At 45.7% G+C, this 20,255-nt stretch carries 19 protein-coding genes; 14 read left to right on the top strand and 5 right to left on the bottom strand.

Annotated elements, in window-relative coordinates; genetic code table 11:
• Window positions 1-260 precede the first annotated feature (260 nt).
• Window positions 261-1,514: an Hsp70 family protein gene (locus Q320_RS0115325; RefSeq protein ID WP_027469728.1), complete on the bottom strand. Its 1,254-nt coding sequence runs from the start codon at window positions 1,512-1,514 to the stop codon at window positions 261-263.
• A 299-nt stretch (window positions 1,515-1,813) separates the two neighbouring features.
• Between Q320_RS0115325 and Q320_RS20160 the strand changes: the two genes are divergently transcribed.
• On the top strand, window positions 1,814-2,491 hold the full coding sequence (locus Q320_RS20160; RefSeq protein ID WP_035853986.1) for a metallophosphoesterase family protein: 678 nt from the start codon (window positions 1,814-1,816) through the stop codon (window positions 2,489-2,491).
• A gap of 31 nt (window positions 2,492-2,522) precedes the next feature.
• Here Q320_RS20160 and tssE read toward each other — a convergent pair whose 3' ends face one another.
• The 4 genes from tssE to tssJ all read right to left on the bottom strand — a co-directional run bounded on the left by tssE (window position 2,523) and on the right by tssJ (window position 5,707).
• Window positions 2,523-3,011, bottom strand: coding sequence for a type VI secretion system baseplate subunit TssE (tssE, locus tag Q320_RS0115335; protein WP_027469729.1), 489 nt, complete (start codon window positions 3,009-3,011; stop codon window positions 2,523-2,525).
• A 6-nt stretch (window positions 3,012-3,017) separates the two neighbouring features.
• On the bottom strand, window positions 3,018-3,710 hold the full coding sequence (gene icmH, locus Q320_RS0115340; RefSeq protein WP_027469730.1) for a type IVB secretion system protein IcmH/DotU: 693 nt from the start codon (window positions 3,708-3,710) through the stop codon (window positions 3,018-3,020).
• 20 nt (window positions 3,711-3,730) lie between these two features.
• The gene (tssK, locus tag Q320_RS0115345) at window positions 3,731-5,083 is read right to left on the bottom strand and encodes a type VI secretion system baseplate subunit TssK (protein WP_027469731.1); all 1,353 of its coding nucleotides are present in this window, start codon (window positions 5,081-5,083) and stop codon (window positions 3,731-3,733) included.
• A 63-nt stretch (window positions 5,084-5,146) separates the two neighbouring features.
• Complete coding sequence (tssJ, locus tag Q320_RS21045; protein ID WP_027469732.1) at window positions 5,147-5,707, bottom strand: type VI secretion system lipoprotein TssJ; 561 nt, start codon at window positions 5,705-5,707, stop codon at window positions 5,147-5,149.
• 125 nt (window positions 5,708-5,832) lie between these two features.
• Here tssJ and Q320_RS21660 point away from each other — a divergent pair, with 125 nt between their 5' ends.
• The 13 genes from Q320_RS21660 to Q320_RS0115420 all read left to right on the top strand — a co-directional run bounded on the left by Q320_RS21660 (window position 5,833) and on the right by Q320_RS0115420 (window position 20,233).
• Window positions 5,833-5,973 carry a hypothetical protein gene (locus Q320_RS21660; RefSeq protein WP_156939086.1) on the top strand — a complete coding sequence of 47 codons (141 nt, stop codon included), beginning with the start codon at window positions 5,833-5,835 and terminating at the stop codon, window positions 5,971-5,973.
• 19 nt (window positions 5,974-5,992) lie between these two features.
• Window positions 5,993-6,745 (top strand): M15 family metallopeptidase, encoded by a 753-nt coding sequence (locus Q320_RS20170; protein ID WP_245591033.1) that lies wholly within the window; start codon window positions 5,993-5,995, stop codon window positions 6,743-6,745.
• Between the two features lie 34 nt (window positions 6,746-6,779).
• The gene (gene tssM / locus Q320_RS0115370) at window positions 6,780-10,538 is read left to right on the top strand and encodes a type VI secretion system membrane subunit TssM (RefSeq protein WP_027469733.1); all 3,759 of its coding nucleotides are present in this window, start codon (window positions 6,780-6,782) and stop codon (window positions 10,536-10,538) included.
• An 8-nt stretch (window positions 10,539-10,546) separates the two neighbouring features.
• Window positions 10,547-11,566 (top strand): type VI secretion system-associated protein TagF, encoded by a 1,020-nt coding sequence (gene tagF, locus Q320_RS0115375; RefSeq protein ID WP_027469734.1) that lies wholly within the window; start codon window positions 10,547-10,549, stop codon window positions 11,564-11,566.
• Window positions 11,567-11,606: 40 nt separating this feature from the next.
• Window positions 11,607-12,116 (top strand): type VI secretion system contractile sheath small subunit, encoded by a 510-nt coding sequence (gene tssB, locus Q320_RS0115380; RefSeq protein ID WP_027469735.1) that lies wholly within the window; start codon window positions 11,607-11,609, stop codon window positions 12,114-12,116.
• A 4-nt stretch (window positions 12,117-12,120) separates the two neighbouring features.
• Window positions 12,121-13,602, top strand: coding sequence for a type VI secretion system contractile sheath large subunit (gene tssC / locus Q320_RS0115385; RefSeq protein ID WP_027469736.1), 1,482 nt, complete (start codon window positions 12,121-12,123; stop codon window positions 13,600-13,602).
• Window positions 13,603-13,652: 50 nt separating this feature from the next.
• Complete coding sequence (locus Q320_RS0115390) at window positions 13,653-14,150, top strand: Hcp family type VI secretion system effector (protein WP_027469737.1); 498 nt, start codon at window positions 13,653-13,655, stop codon at window positions 14,148-14,150.
• Between the two features lie 211 nt (window positions 14,151-14,361).
• Window positions 14,362-14,793, top strand: coding sequence for an OmpA family protein (locus Q320_RS20175; protein WP_051534812.1), 432 nt, complete (start codon window positions 14,362-14,364; stop codon window positions 14,791-14,793).
• A 45-nt stretch (window positions 14,794-14,838) separates the two neighbouring features.
• Entirely contained in the window at window positions 14,839-17,679 is a 2,841-nt protein-coding gene (locus Q320_RS20180) for a type VI secretion system Vgr family protein (RefSeq protein WP_084282691.1), read from the top strand.
• 5 nt (window positions 17,680-17,684) lie between these two features.
• On the top strand, window positions 17,685-18,680 hold the full coding sequence (locus Q320_RS0115405; protein WP_051534813.1) for a hypothetical protein: 996 nt from the start codon (window positions 17,685-17,687) through the stop codon (window positions 18,678-18,680).
• A gap of 4 nt (window positions 18,681-18,684) precedes the next feature.
• Window positions 18,685-19,170: a hypothetical protein gene (locus Q320_RS0115410; protein WP_156939087.1), complete on the top strand. Its 486-nt coding sequence runs from the start codon at window positions 18,685-18,687 to the stop codon at window positions 19,168-19,170.
• Between the two features lie 118 nt (window positions 19,171-19,288).
• Window positions 19,289-19,837: a M949_RS01915 family surface polysaccharide biosynthesis protein gene (locus tag Q320_RS21050; protein ID WP_051534814.1), complete on the top strand. Its 549-nt coding sequence runs from the start codon at window positions 19,289-19,291 to the stop codon at window positions 19,835-19,837.
• Between the two features lie 24 nt (window positions 19,838-19,861).
• A complete protein-coding gene (locus tag Q320_RS0115420) occupies window positions 19,862-20,233 on the top strand; it encodes a lysozyme inhibitor LprI family protein (protein WP_027469740.1) in 372 nt (123 codons plus the stop codon).
• The last annotated feature ends 22 nt before the right edge of the window (window positions 20,234-20,255 follow it).

Here is a 20,255-nt window from a genome sequence, read left to right on the forward strand (position 1 = left end):
GCGACACCAATCTAGGGCAGGTGGGGGTATGTTGGATAGGTGGCTTGCGCGGTTCGATCAGTTGAGTGAACTTGGGCAAGCAACGCGCCGATTGGTAGGGCGCGATCAAGGGCGGAGTGTACCTTGGTTTTTGTAATTTACCAATGCAATCTGTTAAACGGTGGGAATGATTCGGTGTGAAAACTGAATCATTCCATGTCGTTTAAGTTATCTATATGGGTATCTTGTTCTAGCCATTGTCAATCAATGGCCAGAGTTAATTACCCATAACGCTGCTGCGCAACGACGGCCAAGCCGCAGCCAACACTGCCGAAATGATCGCCTTCGACGGCGCGCGCGGCAGGGAATTGGGCGGCGAGCGCAGCGCGTAGCGCCGGTACAGCCGATGAGCCGCCAGTGAAAAACAGCGTATCAATTTGGCTGGCAGCGATGCCTGCTTGCGTTAGCGTGGCTTGTGCGGCGGCGCAAATGCGTGCGGTTTCTTGCTCAATAGCTAGCTCGAACTGGATACGTTCGATGTTCGCGACAAGGCCTTTTTCAGCTTCGACTAAATCGAGTGCGAAAGCATCTTGATCTGACAAGGCAATTTTGGCTTCTTCGACGCGCATCGCCAAATGATGGCCGGCTTGGCTGCGAATTACATTGAGCAGGCGCTCGAAACGAACGTTATCCACCACGTCGCGCGATACATCTTGAAAGCTGCGCCACATTTTACGCGTGTAGGCAAAGTTGATCGTGTGCCACGTTGCCAGATGGAAGAACACGCTATTGGGCAATTCTGCATTATTGGATAGTCGCGAGCCCATGCCGAGTTCCGGCATCACGCAGGCGAGTGAGAGGCGTTTATCAAAATCAGTACCCCCTATATGTACCCCGCCACTGGCCAACAAGTCTGAGGATCGGTCCGACATACCTCGTCTTTCAGGGGACAGACGTACTAAAGAGAAATCGGAAGTACCACCACCAATATCGATGACCAGCACTAATTCTTCGCGGGTCACGCGTTGCTCGTAGTCATGCGCGGCGGCAATCGGCTCAAATTGGAAACTGACTTCCTTAAAGCCTAAACCGTGGGCGATTTCGGCCAAGGTCGCTTCGGCTTCGGCATCTGCTGCATCGTTATCATCAACAAACCGCACCGGGCGGCCGAGTACGACGGCATCAAATTGTTGGCCGGCGGATTCTTCGGCGCGGGTTTTCACTTCGCCAATCAGTTGCCCAATCAGGTTTTTGAACGATAAGTGTCGCCCACCGATTTCGGTGCCTGCATCCATCAAGCTGCTACCGAGCAGGCTTTTCATCGAACGCATCAATCGGCCTTCGTAGCCTTCAAGGTATTCGCTGAGTGCCGCACGGCCATAAGCCCAGCGCTCTTCTTCTAAATTGAAAAAGACCGCCGAAGGCAGAGTGAGTTTTTGCGCTTCAAGGGCTAATAAAATCGCCCCATCTGGGCGTACAATACCCGCCGTTGAGTTGGAAGTACCAAAGTCGATGCCACAGGCAGAATAAGTCATGTTGGTGCGTGATTGGCCTGTAAGGGGGTCGTTAGCGTACGCGTAGATGCGGGTAACGTCAAACTCAGCTTGCTGAGTGGTTGGGGTTCTGGTGACGTTGGCCTAGCGCGAAGTACCCTGAATGCTTTAATCTATAGCAAGTGAAAATCATTCTTACTTCTTAAGTAGTAAAGCAAAAGTTCTCCTGCATCGTTGTAGCTGCTTGCCGTAATCAACTACTGTCTGCGGGCGCTACGCCTTGCTGGAAAACTTTTGCGCGAGCACTTCAATAAAATTGCAGTACAACGGGCGAAAAATCGATGATTTTTTTCTGTGGGGATGTCCACGGTCAGTTTGAGCATGTGATTGCGGCGGTGAAACAACACCGGCCCGACGCTATCGTGCTGCTCGGCGATTTGCAAGCCCCACTCCCATTAGAAGCCGTTCTGGCTGAAATTCTCGATTTAACCGAAGTTTGGTATATCCACGGCAATCACGACACCGACGGCACGCGCGATTATTGCAATTTGTGGGATTCGGGCATGGCCAACCGTAACCTACATGGCCGCGTGGTGGAAATCGCTGGCGTGCGTATTGCGGGTCTGGGTGGGATTTTTCGCGGTCATATCTGGATGCCGCCTGCGCATCCAGTCTATTCTAGCCCTGAGCATTATTTACAGCATTGCGGCAAAGCCAATCAATGGCGCGGCGGCTTGCCGCGTAAACAGCGTAGCAGTATTTTTTACGTTGATTATCAAGCCTTATCGCATGAAAAAGCCGATATTCTGGTTACGCATGAAGCGCCAAGTTGCCATCCTTGGGGCTTTTCAGCGCTCGACCGACTCGGCCAATCGCTCAGCATCAAAAAAAGCTTCCACGGCCATCAGCACGACAGCCTTGATTATCGCGAGCACGATGCGAGGCTCGGTTTCCAAGCCTACGGCGTAGCGCTGCGCGCGATTATGGATGAAAACGGCCAGCCCGTTGTCATCGACTAAGACTGCTCTTTCTATCGATTATTCAGTGAAATTATCTATCGCTTTGTACGCGATAAACATTGGATGACAACTGCAAAGTTGCATCAAAGCTCACTGGTGGGCGATGCGGATGAACTTTGAGGACGGCGTCGACGCGAAAGCGTAAATGGCGTTCGAGTTCGCGTGGCGCGTCAAGGCTGATACGCACGCGGGAGAGGCGTGGTTCGTGGCGTTCAATGGCTTTGCGCAAGCGCTCACGCAGCATTTCTCTATCATCGGGATTGAGCAGACTCACTCCCGACAAGTCAGGAATACCAAATTGCAGCATCGAATCATTGGCTAATGGATGCGGCTCGAATAGTTCAGGCTGATCCATAATTCGCGTATTGAGCAGTGCTTCTAAATCCCGCGCCAAAGCACGGCGAAATTGCGGTAGTTCGAACAGGAGCGTACCCGCCGACTGGGTAATATCTGGCTCATCATCGAGCAGACGATCTAAAATCGACGGTAAAGTCAGCGTTTGGCGACGGGCTAAACTCATCGCCAATTAAGCCAAAATCTTACTTAAATCTTGAGCAAGCAGCACGCGGTAAGTGATGAAAATGCCTGCGCCGACTAAGGCGAGCAAGGCGAAATACAACCACAGCGGCAATTCATGGCGAACAAAAGCTTGAAAGCGTTGCGGTAGTTTCCAGTTGGGCGCAAATTCAGCTTTGCCACCGCGTACTTGTACGATTTCCTGCCCTACTCGTGCCGTGAGGTAGCCTAGTTTTTCTTGGCCTTCGAGCAGATATTTACCTTGGAATCCCAGCAAGAGGCAGGTATGAAACACTTCAAGTGCTTCGATATTGTCGGCTGGATTACGGCGCAGAATTTCGAGCCGATCAAAGAAACCTTCACCTGCTAGATGCTCACCAAAAATCCGCAATTGCAATGGCATGCGTTCCCATTCGTCACGCAGGCTAAATTCCGAAGAGAGAATAATCTCGTCCATTAGAGCGCAAAAAGCGTACTTGGCTTCACCAATACCAGCGCTGTCTTTATTAAAATTGCGGGCATTTTTATCAAATTGCGCGAAGAAATGATCGACACGGCGGTTGAATTCTGGCGCGCTGCTCGGCGAATTGCCATCACGTAATAAAAATAACAAGTAAATGCCATCTTCCATTAATTCGCGCAGGCTAGGCGCTGAAGGCTTGGTAATGGAAAGCGGGTGCGCTTCAGTGACTGCTTGGTTCATGATGGTTTCTCAACAAGTTTTTATTTGGTAAATACAGCAATTAATTCAAGCTTCAAATCAGACAGTGATTGCGGTACATAGATGCAAATACTGCGTGATTGCAGCATGCGTTGGTAAATATCCCCGCGTGGCTCAAAGGCAAAATAGTGATTGCCAACGCGAATTGGGATCGCCGATGGGGTTTGCGCCGCATACGAAACGCTGACGCCACGCATCGCCGAGTTGAGAATTTTATCCACATCATCGGGCGCGCCGATTTTGAATTTAAGCGGCACGGTTTCGATAATCGTGGCGGCGGGCTGCTCGCTTTGAATCGACAGGTAAAAGTCGACGTTATCCAAAAAGCGGTCGCTTTCAAGATGGCCAATATGAAATGAAGGGCGTGGCGACGAAAGTGGAATCACTGCATAACGCGCTGAAATCACGGTATCGAGTAATTCACGAATTTGGCTATCGAGCATCGGCAAAGTTTCATGCAGCGCTTCGTGGCGATACGGCGGAATATCAGCCAAGGTATACACCGACGAGAAAGTCTGCAGCTCACCACAAAATTCAGCCAGCGAACGATAGAGTTCTTCAGGATGCAGTGGCTCACATTTCACCAGATGATTCAGCCGCGCAAAGTTGCGGTTTACTGTGTGCAATAGCCAAAATGAAGCGATATCGGTCGTGCCGTATTCCATGACATTTTTCGCACGTTCACGATGCGCGCCAGCAAGGGCTTGGCTTTTCACCAATAGAATATCCAGTAGGCGGCGTAGGCTTTGCTGTAATTCAGGAATTGCGCTGACGGTGATCGCAGGCGGGAAGAATTCAGTGCTGATCGCCCATTGCCCAGTGGCATCTTTTTTGAGCTGCCCCAGCGGAATTGAATCGTAGCCATCACGGTTTTCTTCTTCAACCATAAGCCGGACGTCCAACTCCATCGTCGTTAGATCCGCCTCAAGTGCCTGAGTGAATAAATCGGCCACGCCATTGTGTGCATTTTTGTAGCGTGTCGGGCGCGCAGCACTTTGGTCGCTAGACAGGCTATTGCCGCCGTAAGGCTGCAATTGTGCCAAACAGGCATACAGCGTTGAACTCACACCGAGTTGTGGAATTTCATTCAAATCGCGTGACAAGGGTACGGGTTCGGCTTGCGGCGCTTGAAACAGCACACCATCTCTGAATAACAATTCCAATGCATCTAATCGAACATGACCACCGCGCAAAGCGGCTTGGTCGAGCTGAAATTTCTGTACTCCCCATGCATGGCGGCTGAGTAGATTTCTGATTTCAGCTTGTTGATGTTCTTGAAAAATAGCTTGTTGCTGGAAGTGTTGCGGGCGAAGAAACATTCCTTCTCCCCACAAAACTCGTTTGGCTTTCAACATGATGTATCTGCTCCAGGCTATCTTGCATAAAGCATTTGCAGGATATACCCCTTTGTAAGTGGCTTATTTTGTTTTACTTGATTTTGCAGGTGCACTGCCGCAATCGGCTTTGAATGGTGCCGCTTGTCCAGGGATTAATTCGGTTTTTGGCGAGGTGATTTGCAAGTAGCAGTCTTGTGCTTTGATTGCGATTTTTTTTGCATTCCGCATTTCTTCTGCAGTCATCAGCGAGCGCCAAAACTGTGCATCAGGTTTCCGGAAAAATCCGACGACACCGACGTACTGCGTATCAGCTTGCAGCGTGAATGGCAGGGTACTTTCTTTGCCAGGCAGCAAGACAAATTCTGATTGTGTAATCAATGAATTTCCCAGTAGCTCAGCAGGAGATTTCCCAGTGGCCAGTACATCAAAAGTAAGTCGATTAAATTCGTCTTTGCTTTTGAGTTGATACACATGAAGTACGAGGGAGAGCGATTTGCCATTGACGTCGCGATTAACGACGGGGGCTGCTTCACCTTGCATTTTCAATTCGACCGGCCCCGTCGAGGAGCAAGCCGTAAAAACAGACAGAGTAGTGAAAGCAACGGCGATTTTATACAGAGTTTTTAGCGGATTAATTTGCATTTTATTAGGGAGTCGCAGCAGGAAAATCTAGTTTTTGGGCAAAATTGATGTCGTTGTCGCGCTTTTATATCACGTATCAGTCGTGCTGTGGTGGAGTGCTGCTTTCGATTTTGAAAGCGATTTAAATGAATAAATCTAATAAAAGTCATCATGTAGAATGGCTTGACGTAAGAAATAAAGGGGCTTTCTTTGTTGCTGACTTGCTTGGCTTTGCTGGCGTTATTGCTCACTTTGGCGTGGGTTGGCTGGCGATTTTTTATCGCTAGACCACAATGCGTCATGATTATGAATGAGCCTGATCAGATTGAATTGAGTTGTGCAAATGCAACAAAAAATCTGGTGGAAAGTGATCTTCATCACACGAACAAAGCCCTGCAGACAGATTTTTTGTTGCGGAGCAGCATCATGTCGCAATTGAAGCAGCGCTGCGTATTGCCTGTAAGTAGCATTTTACTCATCGCAATCATTGTGATTGGCACTTTAAAATTAAACGGTTTGCACGTTATCGCACCATTTTTACCGCAAGAATACGCGCAGAAATCACACATTTTGGATACGTTTACTGAGGCCAAATTAGAGCCACCACCCGTTCTTCCGCCTGAAGTGTTTATCAATGCGACGGTGCAACGTCCTGGTCTGGCTTTCGCTGATCGTGACTGGAGTAAGCTCGATCCTGATTTTGTTCAGGTTGTCTTACAGATAATGAAGAAGATGAAAGAGCGTGGATATTCATTAGCTTTGTTAGAAGGTTATCGCAGTCCAGAGCGGCAAGATAATTTGGCGCAGATGGGAACGATGGTGACGAAAGCCAAGGGTGGGCAGAGTCGACATCAATATGGTTTGGCAGTGGATTTGGCACCGATGAAAGATGGAAAAGTGATTATTTCCGAGAAAGACCCATGGGCCAGTGAGGTGTATGCCGCGTTGGGGGAAGAGGCAAAAGCTGCAGGTGTGACATGGGGTGGGAATTGGTCGTTTAGAGACTATGGGCATATAGAAAAAACGGGTTCATTGGCTGTTTTGTTGCAGAAAAAATGATGAGTTGTTATTTACCGCTTGGAGAAGTTAGAGCATGAAATATTGGCTGCGTAATGCCAAAGTTGCATCAGCAATTGGGTTTTTGATCTTGATTGCATTGATTTGGTTTTTGGGGCCATGGTTTGGCTTGCAAAGCGCAGAAGTGCGCTTTGGCTGGATTTTTGCGGTGATGATGCTATGGGTTCTTTCCTTGTTGGTTGGCAAAATCATTGCAAACCGCGCGGGCGGTTTGATTGAAAAAATGCTGCTCAAGCAAGCCGATGATGCGGTGATTGATGCGAGCACGGAAAAAAGAGCCGAGGTCAATTTATTGCGCCAAAGAATGCTAGGTGCAATTGATACGCTTAAAACATCCCAGCTTGGGAAATCGCGCGGTAATGCGGCGCTTTATGAATTGCCGTGGTACATGATTATTGGTCACCCCGCAGCAGGGAAAAGCTCGGCGATTTTGCAATCTGGGCTGACATTTCCATTTAGCGATAAAGCCGGCGTGCAAGGTGTAGGTGGTACTCGAAATTGCGATTGGTTTTTCTCGACTGAAGGCGTATTGCTTGATACTGCAGGCCGATATGCAACGCAATCAGAAGACCGAGTGGAATGGCTGGAGTTTTTAAAGCTTTTAAAACGCTATCGCTCGAAAGCGCCAGTGAATGGAATTTTGGTGACGATTAGTTTGCCAGAGCTAGCTCAGCATCAGACTGAAGGTTTTACGCTGTATGCGCGGCAAATCCGTGAGCGGATTCATGAAATTGAAGACACGTTTGGTTTGCAAGTGCCGGTGTATTTGATCTTCACTAAGTTGGATTTACTGGGTGGGTTTGCACAATTTTTTGAGGCAATGACCGATGCTGAGCGCAATTCAGTGTGGGGTGCCACGCTGAGTGCTGAGCAAGGTTCAGGCTTTGATGCGGCGCATGTGGTGGGTTTGCAATTTAGCGAGATGTATCGTGGCTTGGTGCAAATTGGTGAGGAAAAATTAGCCGAGCATCGCGGTAATCAAAATAAACCGGCATTTTTTGCTTTCCCGATTGAGTTTCACGCCTTAAAAGAGGCGGTTACCAAATTCGTTAAAGTCTTGCAGGAAGAAGATCCATATCACGCACGGCCATTACTACGCGGCTTTTATTTTTCGAGCGCTTTGCAAGAAGGTGTGCCGAAAATTGGTGCCGCGACGAAGGTTTCTAGCCAATTTGAGCTGAGCCGTTCTGGTTTTGATGCTCGCCAAGCGCCGGCTTCGTATAGCTATTTCTTGCGCGATTTATTTCGTGAAGTCATTTTCCCTGATCAGCACTTAGTTTCACGTCAAACCAAACCTTCAGGAAGCCGCTGGCGTTTGGCTGGCATGTTGGCAGGACTATCCGCCTTGGCTTTGTGTGCCGGTTTGTGGACATGGTCATTTGTCGGCAATCAGAAATTGATTGCGAGCGTGACTGCTGATCAGCTGGCAGCCAAAAAAATGGCATCTTCAGGCGTCGCTTATGATCGTTTGATCTCGCTGGGTATTTTGCAAAAACGCATTGAAGAGCTGCATTCATACCGAAAAAATGGCCACCCTTGGCAAGTTGGTTTGGGGCTGTATCAAGGTGCAGAGTTAGAGCAATCACTGCGTAAAGAGTATTTCGCCGGCTTGCAGCAAGTGATGTTGCAGCCCGTTAAAAATAGTCTTGAAGGAACGCTTGCGCAGTTAGCTTCGCAAAAACCTGCTGAGCCTGCGCCGCAAGTGAGTGCTCAGCCAACGATTGCACCTGTTACGACAGCACAGCCTCAATCAAACACGAAAAAACCTGCGCCTCGCGCTCCACGTAAAGGCTTGCCGAATGTTGATTTGAGTGCTTTGAGTGTGCCGCAGCGTGCGACGGCTTTGGCGCCAGAGAAAGCACATGCGGAAACTGCGCCACCTAAATTGGATCAGGGTTATAACGCGTTGAAAACATATCTGATGCTCGGTGATCGAGCACGGATGGATGAAGCGCATTTAACGGATCAATTACCTCGGCATTGGCGTACTTGGCTTGAAGCCAATAAGGGTACGCACAGCAATGAAGAAATGATGGCTGCTGCGGAGCGTTTGGTTGCTTTTTATGTGAGCCAAATTAAAGAGCCAGATTTGCCTTTGATTCAGACCAATCCAAAAATTGTGACGGAGGCTCGTGAGGTATTGCGAGCTTCTTTAAAGCGCCTGAGCGCGACTGAACGGGTTTATAACGAAATCAAATCGCGTGCCAATACTCGTTTTGTGCCGCTAACTGTTGCACGTATTTTAAATAATAAAAATGGCGACGTGATTTCAGGTAGTCAGATGGTGGCTGGGGCATTTACGCGCGATGCGTGGAATCAATTTGTTCGTAATGCGATTGAAGAAGCCAGCAAGGGCGAAGTGAAAAGCGATGATTGGGTTTTGGCTTCTTCACTGCAAGACAATTTGGGCAAAGACGGTAATTATGAGAAAAACAAAGCTGAACTTGAGGCTTTGTACCGTCTGGAATATGCCGCAGAGTGGAGTAAGTTTTTAAAGGGCGTGGTAATCCGCGACTTTAATGATATTGCTTTTGCTGCGAATGCCATTTCTCAATTGGCCGATCAACAAAACTCGCCAGTTAAGCTTATTTTGCTTCGTGCGGCCTATGAAACAGCTTGGGATAATCCTTCTGAGCTGTCGAGAAAGCTTGAAAATGCCAAACAGTCTGTTTTAGAGAAAACCACAGAATTGCTTAAGGGCGATGGTCAGCCTAAAACCGCAAACGCGGCAGAACTCGGTGAAGTGGGTAAGCAATTTTCTGGCGTAATTCGTTTAGTTCAGCCCGATGCAAGTGGGGCGGCGCCGATTAATGCTTATCTTGAATATTTAAATAAATTAAAACTGAAATTAAATCTGATCGCGACCAGTGATGAGCAGGGCGCTAAAGCGCTACCTTTGGTTCAAGCCACATTAAATGGCAGTGGGTCAGAATTGGCGGACACATTGCAATTTGTTGATAACACGCTATTGGCACAAGTCAGTGTTGAAACCCGTGACATGGTTAGACCGATGCTGGTTCGCCCATTGATCCAAGCTTATGCGGTGCTGTTGTCTCCCGTAGAGAAAGATCTGAACGTAGCATGGCAACGCGAAGTATTTGGGCAATGGAAAACATTGTCGGCTAAATATCCATTCAGTGATTCTGCCAATGAAGCACCCATGGCAGATATTGCTAAATTGATTAAGCCCAAAGAAGGCACGATTGATAAGTTTACAGAGAAATATCTAAATGGTTTAGTTACGCAAAATGGCGGTACGTTAACCCCCCGAACATGGGCAAACTTAGGTATTCGATTTAATCCTGCATTCCTTGCAGGATTGGGTAAGTTAAATAGCCTATCACTGACGCAATTAGCGGACTCAGCAAATTCTAAATTTGAATTGCAAGCCATTCCAGTTCCTGGGTTTTCTGAAACATTAATTGCAATTGATGGTCAGGAAATGCGTTATCGAAACGGGCCACAACCATGGCAAACATTTAATTGGCCAGGAGATGGAAATGGTGCTGGGGCGCGTATTCAAGTCGTTGCATTTAATGGTGCAAGCACAGTCGTGAGCAATCAGCAGGGCCGAATGGGCTGGATGCGTTTATTGTCACAAGCACAAATTGAACAACAAGGATCAGACTCTGCTGTTTTAAGTTGGAAAATTCGCAAAGGCGATGGCAGTGACTATGAAACGGTTCGATTTAATTTCCGAGTTGTTAGCGGTGTTAATCCTCTTCAACTTTCTGGCTTGCGCAAGCTCTCGTTGCCAGAACGCGTCACAATGTAAGGTGCGTAATGCCATTTAATTTTAAAAAAGTACAAGAGCTGCAATTGCAATACGCTATTTTCGGAAAGCTACCTCGTCGCGCTGATTTTATTCGTGTGAATGCGTCACACCCTGCCGCTGTGGATATTGACCAGCAATTAGCAAATAGTTTGAAGCATTTATCTGGTCAAGAAGATTGGCAAGAAATGTATTTGCAAGCGCCTAATAGCGAAGTTTTATTTCATAGCAAAGATGGCCGCTGGAGTTTTTTTGGCGTTGTATTACCTAGCCATGATGAAGCATTACGCCACTATCCTTTAGTTGCAGGGGTGTGTATTGCAGCAGACATTTTGAATGGTGCTGAAGCTGAATTTGTACTCGCAAATGAATTGTTTTTTTCAGGATTGAAAGAGCAACTTAAAAATGCAGCAGAAAACTCGGTAGAAATGGTTGCTTGTCGGCAATTTATGGAAGAGCAAATGGCATTTAGCCATCGTGCGGCGGCCGACTTAGAATTGGCATCTAATTTACTAGAACGGCATATGGCGAAAACTTCAATTGAAAGTTTGGAATCGGCACTTCGTTCTGCAGGTCAGGGCGATTTAGAGTCCATTATTCTTTCTTTTGCATTTTATTTGCAATTAGTACGTCGTTACGGTGCAAGTATGCCGGCTCAGGTCTTTATGCTGCCATTGCCGACAGGTGCCGGTGAGGAAATACTAGGCGCGGCAGTATGGATGTCGCTATGCCGAGCTGCAATCCAATCGCAAGGACAGAATGTATTGAATTTCGCTTTTGTGACTCAAGGGGGAATTCGATATTTGGCGCTTAGTTTTAATCAATTTACGGAATTGCAATTGTCGATGCTTTGGGGAAGTCAGCTTGATTTTCGGCAAACAGTCGATGCTTGTGATGTGAAGTCTCCATGGCGATCACATCAATCGTATGCTGAGGCCTCATATATTTTAGGGCGCCAGCTGAGTGACCCATTGTTGCCTTTATTTAAATTGCGCGAAATAATATTTAAGATTACAGCTGAAATAAGTTAGCATCTCTTGTATCGCTATTTTCATTTTTTAGGAATTGATAATGAGTAAAGAAAGCACCCAGAAAAAATTATCGCGTGTTCGCCCTCCACGCGTTCAAATTACTTACGACGTTGAAATTGGTGATGCAATTGAAAATAAGGAATTGCCTTTTGTGTTGGGTGTGTTAGGTGATTATGCCGGGCATAGCAAAGAACCACAAAAGAAACTAAAAGAACGAAAGTTCGTGCAAATCGATCGTGATAATTTCGATGACGTCTTAAAAGGCATGGCACCGCGTTTAGCAATGAAAGTAGAAAATAAGCTTAAAGACGATGGTACACAAATGTCTGTTGAGCTGAATTTTGAATCGTTATCTGATTTTGAGCCACAGAATGTCGTTAATCAGGTTGAGCCACTAAAAAAACTGCTAGATGCACGCAAGCGTCTTTCTGATTTACGCAATAAAGTGGTTGGGAATGATAAGTTGGAAGAGCTATTAGACGAAGTTCTTCGTGATACTGAGAAATTAAATCAAATTAGCAAAGCACGCCCAGCGTCGATTGAGGAGTAAGTTGATGAGTACCGATCAAAAAGTCATTGATGCGCCAAGTGCGGGCACTCAAACATTCAGTTTACTCGATACGATTATTGATAATAGCCGTATTGCGACGAATCAAAATGAGAAAGAGCATACAAGAGATTTAATTAGTGAATTAGCCGATCAAGTTTTGGCGGGCACTGTTACAGTATCACGCGATTTAACCGCCAGTATGGATGCGCGGATTGCAGAAATTGATGCTTTAATTTCTGAGCAGCTGAATGAAATTATGCATCATGGCGATTTCCAGAAGCTAGAGGCTTCTTGGCGCGGCCTGAAATATCTCACTGCTGAATCTGAAACCAGCACGATGTTGAAAATCAAAGTGCTGAATGTATCTAAGAAAGATTTGCTTAAAGATTTTAAAGCCTCTGCTGAATTCGATCAAAGTGCGCTCTTCAAAAAAATCTATGAAGAAGAATACGGCACATTTGGTGGCGCACCTTATGCTGGCTTGGTTGGCGATTTTGAATTTGGTCGCCATCCCGAAGATTTCTATTTGCTTGAAGAACTCTCGCACGTTGCAGCGGCATCCCATGCGCCATTAATTACTTCTGCGGGTTCTGGATTATTTGGTCTGGAAAGCTTTACTGATATTGGTAAACCGCGCGATTTAGCCAAAATCTTTGATACGGTTGAATACGCAAAATGGAAATCTTTCCGCGAATCGGATGATTCTCGTTATGTCGGTATGGTATTGCCGCACGTGCTGGGTCGCCTGCCGTATGGCCGTGAAACTTGCCCCGTTGAAGACTTTGATTTTGAAGAAAATGTTGATGGCACTGATCACAGTAAATATCTGTGGAGTAATGCTTCATACGCTTATGCGGCACGCCTATCGGCAGCATTTGCAGAATACGGTTGGTTGGCTGCAATTCGCGGCGTTGAAGGTGGTGGTTTGGTAGAAGGCTTACCTGCACATACTTTCAAAACAGATGATGGTGAAGTCGCATTAAAGTGCCCAACTGAAGTGGCAATTACAGATCGCACTGAAAAACTACTCTCTGATTTAGGCTTCATTTCATTAGTGCATTGCAAAAATACGGATTACGCCGCGTTTTTCAGTGGGCAATCCTCACAAAAAGCTAAGTCTTATAATACAGATTCGGCAAATGCGAATGCGCGCCTTTCTACTCAGCTGCCTTATATCTTCTCCGTTTCTCGTATTGCGCATTATATGAAATCGATTATGCGCGACAAAATTGGTAGTTTTGCCTCACGCCAAAATGTACAAGACTTCTTAAATACTTGGTTAGCGCAATATGTCTTGTTGGATGATTCTGCAAGCCAAGAAGCTAAAGCTAAATACCCATTGCGTGAAGCACGCGTTGATGTGGTTGAGGTTCCTGGGAAGCCAGGTGTTTATCGTGCAGCGGCGTTTTTGCGCCCGCATTTTCAGCTTGATGAACTCACGATTTCCTTGCGTCTGGTTGCGGAGTTGCCAAAACCCACACGTTGATGCAGCGAAGCTAAGTAGTAATTTTTTATATCCTTTTGGAGTTTTGCAACATGGCATTTGATGCATTTTTGAAAATTGATGGTATTCCTGGCGAATCAACCGATGACAAACATAAAGATTGGATTGAAATTGGTTCTTTCTCACACAAAATTGAGCAACCAGCTCAAGCCACTGCCAGCTCTGCGGGTGGTGCAACTGCTGAACGTGTAAATCATAGCCAATATGAAATCACCCATTTCTTGGATAAAGCGAGCCCAAAAATTTACGAAGCATGCTGCACGGGTAAGCATATCAAAGAAATTACAATTGAATTATGCCGTTCTGGTGGCGATAAAGTGAAGTATATGGAAATTAAAATGGAACAAGTTTTAATTTCTAAAGTTGTGCCGCACGGCTCTGCAAATGACGAAGGTTTCCCAAGTGAATTGGTTAGCTTTAGTTATGGAAAAATCAAATGGACTTACACTCAGCAAAAACGTACTGATGGTGCTGGTGGCGGTAATGTTAGCGCAGGCTGGGATTTAACGGCTAATAAAACAATTGCTTAGTCTTTGTTGAAATGATCTAAATTGCAATGGAAGGTGCATTTGTGCCCTTTCATTGCATATGATGTGCGGAGTTCTATTTATATAACCGTGGTATTTATTGTTGAAATGTAGTTTTTTAAGCTTATTCTATTTGTTCAGGTTAAATCTTTAATCGGCAGATTAAGTTAATTTTTGCTTTTATTGTTCGAGTGTTTTGCAAAGGATATTTTAAATGAAACGTTCAGTTTTAGTTGTAACCGCTGTATTACTTGGCGTTGCATTAAATGGTTGCGCTAACAAACCAGTCGCAAAATCAACACCTGCACCCTCACTAGGCAGCAAGTCGAACACTGCTGTAGCTTCTGCTGCCGCAGTTGTGGTTAACCCTTACTTGTTAACGTTTGACAAAATGTCTGCAAAATTGACGCCAGAAATGGAGGCGCAATTGCAAAGTATTTTGCCAAAGCTAAAAGAAGCGCGCGTGATTACACTGCGCGGATTTTGCAATGCAAAAGAAGTTGGCAATGCTAAATCAACAGCATTAGCACGGGCGAATAATGTAGAAAAATTCCTGATTCAGCAAGGAATTCCAGATAAAAAAATGCGCCAGAAATTTAATACCGAAGATGCTGCACATGCAGTTGAATTGGATATTGAAATTTAAGCATCTGTTTTATTTTATGATTTTGCGTAGCAATTGAGCCAATTTATGCCATTTGATGTTTCTCAACTACTCAGCTCTTTTGCTGCTGCATTTTCGCAAGAACAACGCCTAATTTCCTTGCAGCTGGGCGATGGTACGATTTGGGCAGAGCAGCTTTTGCCGCAGTCGGTAACGGGGCGCGAGGGGGTGAATCAGGCGTATCGCTACCAAATCGATTGTCTGTCGCCCGCCAACGACATCGAGTTGAAATCCTTGCTCGGCCTGCCCATTGTGCTGAGCGTGGCGGACGCCAATGGCGATGCGATTGAGCGTTGCGGCGTCGTGTCGCAAGCGCAGATGCTGGGCGCGGATGGCGGTTTTGCGAAGTATCAATTGATCGTCGAGCCGCCGTTTGCACTGCTGCGACATCGCCGCACTTCGCGCGTGTTTCAGGATTTATCCGTTCCCGATATTGTCAAACAACTGCTGGGCGAGCATCAAGCGAATAACTCAGTATTTGCCGCCGTGCAAACGCTGGATTTCAAACTCAGCGGCGAGCATTTACCGCGTTCTTACTGCCTACAATATCGCGAATCTGATTACGATTTTCTCGTGCGTTTGATGCATGAAGAAGGCCTCGCTTGGCGCTTTGAACACCTAGCAGCCGATTCTCCGCAAGTGCAATTGGTCGTGTTTGACGACGCATTTGCATTGCCCGAAGCTGCCGATTCACAAGTGCGTTTTCATCGAGCCGATGCGACAGAAGAGTCCGATGCGCTGACGCAATGGACGAGCCAACGCCAAGTCGGCAGCAATCGCGTGTCGCTGGCGAGCTTCGATTACAAAGCCGTTAACACGCAACACAGCGGCGACGACAGCGCGGTTGATCAAGGCGACGGCGGGCAGCAAATCCAAAGCAGTTTTGAAGATTACGATCCACAAAGCCTCTACTACGCTGGCGACACTGAGCAACTCAGCCGCTACGCGCAGCTGCGCCAACAGGCACACGATGGGCAAAAGAAATCTTTCAGCGGCAGTGGCACATTGCGCAGCTTGCAAGCAGGGCAGTGGTTTCGTTTGGAAGACCATCCCGCGCATGAGTGGGATAGCGCAGAAGCGCGTGAATTTGCGATTACCGAGCTGAACTTTGTTGCGAATAACAATCTGCCGCATGATTTAGCGCAGCAACTGATGCAAGTTGCACCAAGTCTACTCGTAGGAGCGGGCTCGCCCGCGAATGCACTGTTTGTAAATAGCGCCGCCGTTAACGCCAATAATACACTTGCCCCGTATCAAGCTGAATTCACCGCACAGCGCCGTGGCCAGCCCATTACCCCTGCTTTTGCTTTAAATGAAGCCGACGCACTCGCCAAACCCAAATCACGCGGCGTACAAACGGCGACCGTTGTTGGCGCGGCAGGTGAAAACGAAGTCCACACCGACGAACTCGGCCGCATCAAAGTGCAGTTTCACTGGCAACGCCAAAGCGAACATGCCAGCTTCGGCGCAAATCTTGACGATAAATCTTCCTGCTGGATTCGCGTCGCTTACCCAAGCGCTGGCGCAGGCTGGGGTCATCAATTCATTCCGCGCGTTGGCCAAGAAGTACTGGTCGACTTTATCGAAGGCGATATCGACCGCCCGATTGTGACGGGCGTTGTCTACAACGGCAGCCACCCGACGCCAACGTTTAGCGGCGCAGGCGCGCTGCCAGCGAACAAAGCGCTGTCGGGCATCAAAACCAAAGAGCACGCGGGCGGCCAATATGGCGAATTGCTGTTTGACGACAGCACTGGCCAAGTTCGCACCAAACTCAGTAGCGAACACGCAAAAACTCAGCTCAACCTCGGCTACTTAATTCACCCGCGCGCCAATGGCAAAGGCGATCCACGCGGTGAAGGATTCGAGCTACGCACCGACCAACAAGGCGCAATCCGCGCTGGCAAAGGCTTGCTACTGACGACTGAAGCCAAAAGCGGCGCCAGCGGTAATCAGCTCGACCGCAGCCCAGTCAACAGCCAACTCGAAGCCGCATTTGAATTAGCAAACAGCCTCGGTGAAGTCGCGACCAAGCAGCTCGCCGACAGCATCGAAACGGGTGACAAAGATCAAACGATCAAGCCAGATAATTCAAACGGTGAGAAGACCGGCCATGGGCATTTATTTCATCACGTTCACGCCACAAAAAGCTGGAGCGCGGGCAGTAATACCGACGTCGATGAAAAAACTAAATCTGAAGGTCAAGAAGGCCAGCAACAGCTCCTGCTGATTCACGGCCAAGACGGCCTCGCACTGACCACGCCAAATAGCCTGACTCAAACCTCAGGCACAAACCTCGACCACGTCGCACAGCGCGACAGCAACCAAACCACCGGCCGCCGCTGGATTCACAACGTCGGGCAGCACATCAGCCTGTTTGTGAGCGGCACCAAAGACAAGATTGCGATGAAGCTGATTGCTGCGAAGGGCAAGGTACAGATGCAAGCGCAAAGCGACGACATCGAAATCACCGCAGATAAAAACGTCAAAATCACGGCATGTAAAGAGAAAGTAGAAATTGTTGCTGGTGATGAAATTTTACTCGCTTGTGGTGGTGGATATATTCGGTTGAAAGGCGGCAATATTGAAATTCATTGCCCAGGTGAGGTGAGTGTGAAGGGGGAAAATCATTTACTAAGTGGCGGAGCGAGGATTACTAGACCAATTGGATTACCAATCCTACCTGAATTTGATGAGTGTTTAGTATTTGTGGATGAAATAACGAAACTACCGAAGGTTGGGGTTCCTTACGAGATTCATTTAGAGACAGGAACTATTTATAAGGGCACGACAAACGCACAAGGCGAAACTGAGCGAATTGTAACAGTCAAACCACTAAAAGTACTGAAAGCAATTTTGATGGAGTGATTGCTATGAAAGAAAATAATGAAAGTAAAACAAGTATTAATCTTACTAATGAAAAAATTATAACTAATGAGAAAGAAGTTTCTTCATCGAAAGTAATTATACCAGTCGCTGCTGATTGTGGCTGCAACCTTGGTGCTATCTTCTCATGTGTTAAATATGTGAGTGAGTACGGGCCAATGTATGAAGGAGTCTTGCCAATTGAGCAATATCAAGGATGGGATCAGGATATTATTGATGGATATGTAGATGCTAATGGGAAAAAGGTAATTTGCATCATGTCCGCGAATGAAGGTAATTTAGATTCTGTACAGGCATATGATAGTGAAGCACTAACTGCAGGAGCTATGCAAAAAACGATTAATTCTAATGGCCAAGGGCAGTTTCCTGCATTAGTTGCAAAATTTAGAGACGCAGAATTTGCTTTATATGAGGCATTATTTGTAAATTGTGGCTGGACAGTTGAAGGTAAAAGCAATACTGAAGCAATAATGTACTACTCAGACAAAGATATCACTAAAGGTGATAATAAAACATCTATCGATTTAAAAAATATATTACGAGATGATTCTATTTTTAACAAGACTAATCATAAGAAAAAAGACAAGTATTCATCTAAACCCTTGGCTGTAATAGTTAGAGCTATAAAGCATGAGAGGTTTGTGCGATTTCAAGTGCGGGATTTTATTAATCAATTAAATCTTGTTTTGAAGTTGAAGATAAAAATAGGTGGGAAGAAATTTTTGATAGGAGATCTAGTTAAGTCAAATTTAGGCCAAGCTACTGTTGTAGATCAATATGTGAATCGCCCCGCTTATGTTTCTACTGATTTACAATCTGCGATTGAAGAATATATTTCTTTAAAGAAAATTGTAGACAAAGATCCATTTCTAATGGGTGAGTATAACGAAGACTACGAAAGTGGATTTATTGAGATATATGGCAATAAGCGGCGCGGTACTGATATGGTTAAGAGATTTAATAAGATGAAGAATAAGGTTTGATTATATGAGGGTAATTTATTTTTCTGTAATGATGGCTGCATTTTTTTCTACAAATGTATATTGCCTCGATAGAGGGATATATTTTGGAAAAGAAAATTTGAATTTCAGACTTTCGAAGCTAGTAGGGCGTACTTACGATAGAAAAATTTATATTGATTTAGAATCAAAGAAGTCGGACGTATTAAAACGTAAGTTTGATAATTACAATGTGGAAACGTTGCCAAGTGAATTAGAGGCGCAAGATAATGAAATTGTCTATATCGGAATTTCTAATTATGGGGTTGCAGAGTCTGCAGGAAAAAAGTGGCTGCATGATAATGCATATTGTATTTTTTTAGATAGAAAAACAGGGGCGTTGCTTTATCAAGCAGAGCCTCAAAAATGCTTAGGTGAATGGGTAGATAGTTTGCATTGGAAAGATAGTCTAGGAGTAGTAATAGACTTTACGAAAGTGGATCGTTCATTTTGGTATGGTGAGATTAAAAAGTAGTAGTAATGTGATTTGAATGATTGAAAATTAAGTGGTTTTATTAATCTGAATGATAAATTGAGTATATGATCGATAGATTTTATTTGAGTGTATTAGAGTTGTACTGTGAGTAAACAAAATGACGCAGAAAATACTGCAACGGTTTATTTTTTTATTGCTTGTTGTGCATTTTCCTATGGTAATTGCAATCAGTAAAAACTGGACTGATGAATTTGGTGATTATAAAGTCAATTATTTATTGGAGACGAAAGGGACGGAAGGCGCTGATTTATCACTGATAGTTACCGGGGTTCTTTCGGATAATAAAATTTGGGAGCTCCGTGATTTTGTAAGAAATTGTGAGGAAGATCCTGTTTTGGAGGTTATTAAGAATTCAAGAATGCTTGCTATTGATCCAAAAAGTGGGGCGCAGGTTTATTACATCGCTTATCGGGTTGGATGTGTTGGTGGCATTGATCCGCTAAATATTAAATATTTTGCTTATGTTGGTGGACAGAAAAATTCATTGCGTGGAGAAGAGACCATTATTTGTGATGGTAGCTCGTTTGGTGGAGAGAAAGGGCCAGTCCCTGATGCTACCCTTAAAAGCAATCCTGATATGCTTAAAGCAATGCTAAAAAAATGGAAAGCATTTTCTATTCGAAAGTGTGGCTTGAATAATAATTAATTGTACTTAATTAAGGTGCTGATCATGAAGTCATTGTGTTTTTCTGTATTCTTGTTGTTCTCTGCAACCGCATTCGCTAACTCAGCCTGTGACAAACCAAAAAATGATTTTGATAGTTTGTATTGTTTAAGCAAGGTTTATCAAGAAGCAGATAAAGAGCTAAATGATAATTTCAAAATGCTAGCAGGGAAATTAGATGTCGATGGCAAAAAATCGCTTAAATCGGGTCAGTTAGCGTGGATGAAAGATCGCAATTCACGTTGTTCAGAAGCGCGTGGTAGTAGTTTCTTGGTTGATTTGGATTGTGCATCATCGACAACGATTAAACGCAGTCAATTTTTGCAAGATCGTTTGCGTGAATGTAATAGCTCGGGTTGTCAGAACAGCAAATTGTAATTTTTATGTTTATCGCCATTGG

It is taken from the genome of Deefgea rivuli DSM 18356 (assembly GCF_000620145.1).
Lineage (GTDB): Bacteria > Pseudomonadota > Gammaproteobacteria > Burkholderiales > Chitinibacteraceae > Deefgea > Deefgea rivuli.

What these genes read in the sequence shown, in the direction of transcription:
- tssE (WP_027469729.1), bottom strand. Translation starts at nt 3,011, where the DNA reads ATGAGTTTAGCCCGTCGCCAAACGCTGACTTTACCGTCGATTTTAGAT.
- Q320_RS0115420 (WP_027469740.1), top strand. Translation starts at nt 19,862, where the DNA reads ATGAAGTCATTGTGTTTTTCTGTATTCTTGTTGTTCTCTGCAACCGCA.
- Q320_RS21660 (WP_156939086.1), top strand. Translation starts at nt 5,833, where the DNA reads ATGAATAAATCTAATAAAAGTCATCATGTAGAATGGCTTGACGTAAGA.
- tssB (WP_027469735.1), top strand. Translation starts at nt 11,607, where the DNA reads ATGAGTAAAGAAAGCACCCAGAAAAAATTATCGCGTGTTCGCCCTCCA.
- Q320_RS0115405 (WP_051534813.1), top strand. Translation starts at nt 17,685, where the DNA reads ATGAAAGAAAATAATGAAAGTAAAACAAGTATTAATCTTACTAATGAA.
- Q320_RS0115390 (WP_027469737.1), top strand. Translation starts at nt 13,653, where the DNA reads ATGGCATTTGATGCATTTTTGAAAATTGATGGTATTCCTGGCGAATCA.
- Q320_RS20170 (WP_245591033.1), top strand. Translation starts at nt 5,993, where the DNA reads ATGAATGAGCCTGATCAGATTGAATTGAGTTGTGCAAATGCAACAAAA.
- tssK (WP_027469731.1), bottom strand. Translation starts at nt 5,083, where the DNA reads ATGTTGAAAGCCAAACGAGTTTTGTGGGGAGAAGGAATGTTTCTTCGC.
- icmH (WP_027469730.1), bottom strand. Translation starts at nt 3,710, where the DNA reads ATGAACCAAGCAGTCACTGAAGCGCACCCGCTTTCCATTACCAAGCCT.
- Q320_RS0115325 (WP_027469728.1), bottom strand. Translation starts at nt 1,514, where the DNA reads ATGACTTATTCTGCCTGTGGCATCGACTTTGGTACTTCCAACTCAACG.
- tssJ (WP_027469732.1), bottom strand. Translation starts at nt 5,707, where the DNA reads ATGCAAATTAATCCGCTAAAAACTCTGTATAAAATCGCCGTTGCTTTC.
- Q320_RS21050 (WP_051534814.1), top strand. Translation starts at nt 19,289, where the DNA reads ATGACGCAGAAAATACTGCAACGGTTTATTTTTTTATTGCTTGTTGTG.
- Q320_RS20180 (WP_084282691.1), top strand. Translation starts at nt 14,839, where the DNA reads ATGCCATTTGATGTTTCTCAACTACTCAGCTCTTTTGCTGCTGCATTT.
- tssC (WP_027469736.1), top strand. Translation starts at nt 12,121, where the DNA reads ATGAGTACCGATCAAAAAGTCATTGATGCGCCAAGTGCGGGCACTCAA.
- Q320_RS20160 (WP_035853986.1), top strand. Translation starts at nt 1,814, where the DNA reads ATGATTTTTTTCTGTGGGGATGTCCACGGTCAGTTTGAGCATGTGATT.
- tssM (WP_027469733.1), top strand. Translation starts at nt 6,780, where the DNA reads ATGAAATATTGGCTGCGTAATGCCAAAGTTGCATCAGCAATTGGGTTT.
- Q320_RS0115410 (WP_156939087.1), top strand. Translation starts at nt 18,685, where the DNA reads ATGAGGGTAATTTATTTTTCTGTAATGATGGCTGCATTTTTTTCTACA.
- Q320_RS20175 (WP_051534812.1), top strand. Translation starts at nt 14,362, where the DNA reads ATGAAACGTTCAGTTTTAGTTGTAACCGCTGTATTACTTGGCGTTGCA.
- tagF (WP_027469734.1), top strand. Translation starts at nt 10,547, where the DNA reads ATGCCATTTAATTTTAAAAAAGTACAAGAGCTGCAATTGCAATACGCT.